This is a genomic window from Corynebacterium sp., assembly GCF_030538285.1.
Classification (GTDB): Bacteria; Actinomycetota; Actinomycetes; order Mycobacteriales; family Mycobacteriaceae; genus Corynebacterium.
Map to the genome: position 1 here is coordinate 1 of NZ_JAUNUG010000082.1, position 4,435 is coordinate 4,435.

Consider the following 4,435-nt stretch of genomic DNA (forward strand, 5'->3'; position numbering starts at 1 on the left):
GCAGCGCCTCGGTGAAGATGAGGTCGGCGCCGGCGTCGGCGTAGGCCTTGGCGCGCTCGATGGCGGAGTCGATGCCCTCCACACCGGCGGCGTCGGTACGGGCGCAGATGACGAACTGGTCGTCGCGACGCTCGTTGACGGCGGCCGTGATTCGGCGGAGCATGAGCTCGGTCGGCACGACCTCCTTGCCGTCGAGGTGACCGCAGCGCTTGGGGTTGACCTGGTCCTCGAGGTGGCAGCCGGCGACGCCGGCGTCCTCGAACTCGGAGATGGTGCGGGCCGCGGACATGGGCTCACCGAAGCCGGTGTCGGCGTCGACAAGCACGGGCAGGTCGGTGACGCGGGCGATCTGCTTCGACCGGTGCGCGACCTCGGTGAGGGTGGTCAGTCCGATGTCGGGCAGTGCCAGGTCGGCGGCGACGACGGCGCCGGAGACGTAGACGCCGTCGAAACCGGCCTCCTGGATCGCGCGCGCGACGAGGGGGGAGAACGCGCCCGGGAGGCGCTGGATCCTCCCGCTGTTCAGTCCGTCGCGGAATGCTTTGCGACGCTCCGTCGCGGTCACCTGCGTGGAGAAGAGGCCGGCCATCAGAACAGCCCCTCGCCCACGGTCGGGGCCTGCGCGAGGACGGCCTCGTCGAGCTCGATGTTCAGCTCGGCCAGGTCGGTGAGGTTCTCCAGGTCCTGGACAGCGGCGAGGAAGCGCTCCTGCTCCTCCTCGGAGACGACACCCTCGCACAGGGTGCGGAACTTCGCGATGTATTGCTCACGACCGAAGGGGCGGGCGCCAAGCGGGTGGGCGTCGGCGACGGCGAGCTCGTCCTCGACGACGGTACCGTCGGAGAAGGTGATGACGGCCTTGGCGCCGAAGGCCTTCTCGTTCGGGTCGGTCGAGTGGTAGCGGCGGGTCCACTCCGGGTCCTCGACGGTGGAGATCTTGTTCCACAGCTCGATGGTCTCCGGGCGGTTGGCGCGCTCCGGGGCGTAGGAGCGCTCGTGGTGCCAGTCGCGGTCCTCGAGGGCCACGGCGAAGATGTACATGATGGAGTGGTCGAGGGTCTCGCGGGAGGCCTGCGGGTCGAACTTCTGCGGGTCGTTCGAGCCGGTGCCGATGACGTAGTGGGTGTGGTGCGAGGTGTGCAGGACGATGGACTCGATGTCCGCCAGGTCGCGTCCCTCGGAGGCGAGCTTCTCGCCCATGGCGCGGGCCAGGTCAATGGGGGCCTGGGACTGGTACTCCGCGGAGTGCTCCTTGGTGTAGGTGTCCAGGATGCCGCGCTTCTCCTCGCCCTCTGCGGGCAGCGGGACGGTGTACTCGTGGCCCGGGCCGGAGAGCAGCCAGGCGATGACGCCGTCCTCACCCTCCCAGATCGGGGACGGTGCACCCTCGCCGCGCATCGCACGGTCAATGGCCTCGATGGCCATCTTGCCGGCGAAGGCCGGGGCGAAGGCCTTCCAGGAGGAGATCTCGCCCTTGCGGGACTGGCGGGTGGCGGTGGTGGTGTGCAGGGCCTGGCCGATGGCCTGGTAGATCGTCTCGACATCCAGGTCGAGCAAAGTACCGATACCGGCCGCCGCGGAGGGGCCGAGGTGGGCGACGTGGTCGATCTTGTGCTCGTGGAGGCAGATGCCGCGGACCAGGTCGACCTGGATCTCGTAGCCGGTGGCCAGGCCGCGGATGAGCTCGCGGCCGCCCTTGCCGGCCTGCTGGGCGGCGGCGAGGATCGGCGGGATGTTGTCTCCCGGGTGGGAGTAGTCGGCGGCGAGGAAGGTGTCGTGGAAGTCGAGCTCGCGGACGGCGGTGCCGTTGGCCAGGGCGGCCCACTCGGCGGCGTACTTGCCCGGCAGGCCGAAGACGGAGGCGCCGCGGCCGTCGGTGACGGGGCGGGCCTGAGCCATGGCGCGGGCGGAGGTGACGGGGCGGCGGAGGACGGAGGCGGCCTGGACGGAAGCGTTGTCGATGATCCGGTTGATGATCATCTCCTTGGTCTCCTCCGGGACCTCGACCGGGTCGGCGGCGACGCGGGCGATCTTGTAGGCCAGGTGCTCCTCGTGGGGGAAATCCTCGGCGGAGCGGTAGGTACGCACGGTGTGGTTGATCATGGCTCTCGGGCTACTCCTCGACTGAGTGTGAGTGGGGTTTTGCGTTGGCCCTCACACTACTGCGAATTCTGTGTTGGGGGTCACAGCGTAGGATGTGTAAACTTGCGGCATCACAGCGCAGTTTCTGTAAAACTTGTGGAAACCGCAGGTCGGCAACGCATTCACCCGGGAGACCCACACATGAGCAGACACTTTGCGGGGGCACGCATCCGCACGTTGCGTAGGAACCGCAACCTCACCCAGCAGGAGATGGCCCGCCGGCTCAACCTGTCGACCAGCTATCTCAACCAGCTGGAGAACGACCAGCGCCCCCTGACGGTCACCGTGCTCATGGCCCTGTCGCAGCACTTCGACATCGACCCGTCCTTCTTCTCCCCGGATCACGACGCCCGCACCATCGGCGAGCTCCGTGACGCCTTCCCCACCGTCCCCAACGACCAGCTCGCCGACCTCGCCGCCCGCTACCCGGAGCTGGTCGCCCAGATCATCGAGCTCGCCGACCGCGCCCCCTCCCCCATCGATGACTCCCCCTACCGCCTGGTGCGCGACTTCTTCTACGAGCACCACAACTACATCCACGCCCTCGATGTGCTCGGCGAGGAACTGGCCGGCCGCCTCGGCGATCCGCAGCTGCGGCTGACCCGCCTGGCCACCGCCCTCGACCGCGATCTCGGCGTCACGGTCCGTTTCCGACAGCTGGCCACCGGGCCGCGTCGCGTCTACCACCCGGAGACCCGTGAGCTGCACCTGCGCACCGGCCTGTCCGAGGCGCAGCTGTGCTTCGAGCTCGCCCTGCAGTACGCACTCACCGGCCACGCCGAGGTCCTCACCGAGCTCGCCTCCCCTCTCCCGGACGACGAGTCCCGCGAGATCGCCGTCCTCGCCCTCGCCCAGTACTTCGCCGCGGCCGTCGTCATGCCGTATGAGCAGATGCTCACGACCGCCGAGGAGGTCCGCTACGACATCGACCGTCTCGCCGTCCACTTCGGCACCGGTTTCGAGACGACCTGTCACCGCTTATCGACGCTCAACCGTCCCGGTTCCCGCGGAGTCCCCTTCTTTTTCGTCCGTACCGACCGGGCGGGCAACATCTCCAAGCGGCAGTCGGCCACGGGTTTCCACTTCTCCCGCTCCGGAGGCTCCTGCCCGCTGTGGGTGATCCACCGCGCGTTCGAGACCCCGGGGCGGGTGACCCGTCAGGTGGCGGCCATGCCGGACGGGCGACACTACCTGTGGATCGCACGCACCGTTGCCGGACAGATCCACGGTTTCGGCCAGCCCCGCAAGGAGTTCGCGGTTGGGCTGGGCTGCGATCTCGACCAGGCGGAGCGCCTCATCTACGCACAGGGGCTCGACCTCTCCCCCGCCTCCGCCACCCCGATCGGGCCCGGCTGCAGCACCTGCCCCCGCGAGCGCTGCCCCCAGCGCGCCTTCCCCCACGCCGGGCGCCAGGTGGTTGTCGATCTCGACGCGACCCTGGACTTCTCCTACACCACCTACTGAGGAACTCAGTCCAGGTCGTCGTCGGCCACGAGGCGACGCGCGGCCTCGGTGATGGAACCGGACAGCGAGGGGTACACCGAGAACACCTCGGCGAGCTGCTTGACGGTGAGGTTGTTGGACACCGCGATGGCGATCGGCAGGATGAGCTCGGATGCCGTCGGCGCGACGATGACACCGCCGATGACCAGCCCGGAGTTACGGCGGCAGAACAGCTTGACGAAACCGTGCTTGAGCGAACGCATCTTCGCGCGCGGGTTGGACTGCAGCGGCAGCACGACGGCCCGGGCGGAGACGTCACCCGACTCGACCTGGGCGTGGGTGACGCCGACGGCGGCGATCTCCGGACGAGTGAACACGGCGGTGGCCACCGTCTTCAGGCGGATCGGGGACACACCCTCACCGAGGGCGTGGTACATCGCCAGACGCCCCTGCATCGCGGCGACCGACGCCAGCGGGAACAGGTCGGTGCAGTCACCGGCGGCGTAGATGCCGGCGATGTTGGTGCGCGAGACGCGGTCGACCTTGATGTGGCCGGAGTCCGTGGTCTGCACGCCGACGTTCTCCAGGTGCAGTCCCTTGGTCTGCGGGATGGAACCGATCGACATGATGGCGTGGGAGCCGAAGATCTCGCGGCCGTCGGAGGTCTTGACCCGGACACCGCCGTCCTCGGTCCGGGTGACGGACTCCACGCGGGCGTGCTTCTCCAGGGAGACTCCGCGCTGGGACAGGACGTGCTCAAGGACGTCCGCGGCGTCGGCGTCGTCGTGCGGGAGAATGCGGTCACGGGAGGCGACCATGGTCACCTTGACGCCGAGCTCCGCGAAGGCGG

The 4,435-nt window shown here is 68.8% G+C and carries 4 protein-coding genes; 1 reads left to right on the plus strand and 3 read right to left on the minus strand.

The genetic code is table 11. The features are described 5' to 3' along the window. Together Q4G50_RS14375 and prpD are read right to left on the minus strand one after the other, a co-directional pair. On the minus strand, window positions 1-589 hold a 589-nt coding region (locus Q4G50_RS14375; RefSeq protein WP_303378340.1), incomplete at its 3' end, for an isocitrate lyase/phosphoenolpyruvate mutase family protein. Further along, complete coding sequence (gene prpD / locus Q4G50_RS14380; protein WP_303378341.1) at window positions 589-2,103, minus strand: 2-methylcitrate dehydratase PrpD; 1,515 nt, start codon at window positions 2,101-2,103, stop codon at window positions 589-591. The genes Q4G50_RS14375 and prpD, both read right to left, overlap by 1 nt. Before the next feature lie 180 nt (window positions 2,104-2,283). Between prpD and Q4G50_RS14385 the strand changes: the two genes are divergently transcribed. Further along, window positions 2,284-3,606 (plus strand): short-chain fatty acyl-CoA regulator family protein, encoded by a 1,323-nt coding sequence (locus Q4G50_RS14385; RefSeq protein WP_303378342.1) that lies wholly within the window; start codon window positions 2,284-2,286, stop codon window positions 3,604-3,606. Between the two features lie 5 nt (window positions 3,607-3,611). On the opposite strand, the gene Q4G50_RS14390 is transcribed toward Q4G50_RS14385, so the two are convergent. Then, window positions 3,612-4,435: FAD-dependent oxidoreductase (locus Q4G50_RS14390; protein ID WP_303378343.1), on the minus strand; the 824-nt coding region annotated here is incomplete at its 5' end.